The sequence below is a fragment of the Pseudoflavonifractor gallinarum genome (assembly GCF_014982855.1).
In the GTDB taxonomy this organism is placed as follows: domain Bacteria; phylum Bacillota; class Clostridia; order Oscillospirales; family Oscillospiraceae; genus Pseudoflavonifractor_A; species Pseudoflavonifractor_A gallinarum.
The window spans coordinates 1-1,480 of sequence record NZ_JADCKF010000027.1; the positions used below are offsets into that span (position 1 = coordinate 1).

Sequence of the window (1,480 nt, forward strand, 5' to 3'; positions counted from 1 at the left end):
TGCTCATAAACGCAGAGAGGAGAACAACGATTTGCCCCTCCAATTGTTCCGGCTGTGTCCGGCTGTCCGAAACCAACTTCCACACATTTTCACTGCTGCGTTCCAACTCCAACTCCCGGTATTCGATGTCCCGGCCCACGCAGGTCAGTCTGGCCCTGCCGCTGCCCCGCTTTTCTTCCACCAGGGTGAAGCTGGAATCCACCGCGCCGCTGATAGCGGTGGTGCCGGAGATCCGGTGGAACACATCTTCCGCCTTTTCCTTGCGCAGATGGTGGATGAGTAGGATGGCAATGCCGTGCTTGTCTGCCAGCCGCTTGAGCACAGACAGATCCCGGTAGTCATTGGCGTAGGTGGCGTCGTGGATCGGACGGATCATCTGCAAGGTATCAATGATGACCAGCATGGTGTCGGGGTGTGCGGCGATAAATGCGTCCACCTGTTCCTCCAACCCTTGGCCGATGAGGGCGCACTCCGTGCAGAAGTGGACGCTGTCTGGTGCGTCCTCTGTGATCTCAAACAGCCGGTTCTGGATGCGGAGGACAGAATCCTCCAGGCAGAGATAGAGGGTGGTACCCTGCTTGGTGGTCATGTTCCAGACAGGTTCTCCCTTAGCCACCGTCACCGCCAGCCACAGAGCAAGCCAGGACTTGCCCACTTTCGGGGAGCCTGCCAGGATGTGCAGGCCCTGAGAGATCAGGGTGTCCACCACAAAATTGGGCGGCTCCAGCGGACGATCCATCAGGGTTCTGCCGTCCACTGTAATCAGGGGATGGTTCATTTTGTTGTTCATATTTGGTCCCTCCATTTCAAAAATTTGAATACAAAAAGCTCCCACCTCAAAAGAAGTGGGAGTAGTATTCGTTTTGACTTTGAAATGGTTTATGGTAGAATGGAGCAAACGGAGGTGAGCCAATGGCGACCTATCAGATCTACGAACTCTCTGCCCGGGCAGTGATGAGCTATGCCGCGGAGAAAGACGGCGTTTATATCTTTGCTCTGAACCGCAGTGCCACCGAGCACTGCAAGGTACCGGGTGCCAAGCACGAGCAGGACAGCTGCGCCATGTTCCATCAACTGATGTACCAACTCCACGGGGAGGGCTGGCAGGAGCGTAGCGATGAGAAAGTCACAGCGCTTTCCGATGTGCTGTTCTATATGGACTTTGCCGGGATCTTTGACCGGCGTGGAACCGGAAAGACGCAGCAGGCCCGCCGGGAGAAGGCCAGAGACATGTTCCGTCCCGAGGGGATCACCCTGGACTTCGGCGGCGGTCCCTGCCGCTATGTGGCCTTTGAGCGCTCCGCCAGCATGAGCCGTCAGTCTCGCCTCTCCTTTATACGGGCGGAACTGTACGAGCCCATGCGCCAACGGATCATGCTGAACATGGAACTGGGCCGATGCCAACTCAGCAAACTCTACGCCTACAACGGCCTCATGTTTTCCAGCGGAACCCGGGTGGACGGCATCCGCATTGACAAAA

Annotated in this window: 1 protein-coding gene and 1 pseudogene; one reads left to right on the forward strand and one right to left on the reverse strand. The window is 56.8% G+C overall.

Annotated elements, in window-relative coordinates; all coding sequences use genetic code 11:
• Nucleotides 1-790, reverse strand: a 790-nt coding sequence (locus tag INF37_RS16050; protein ID WP_207730517.1) for an AAA family ATPase, incomplete at its 3' end; no start/stop codon positions are given.
• A gap of 122 nt (nucleotides 791-912) precedes the next feature.
• Here INF37_RS16050 and INF37_RS16055 point away from each other — a divergent pair.
• Nucleotides 913-1,480: pseudogene (locus tag INF37_RS16055) on the forward strand (RNA dependent RNA polymerase); the annotation flags it as partial.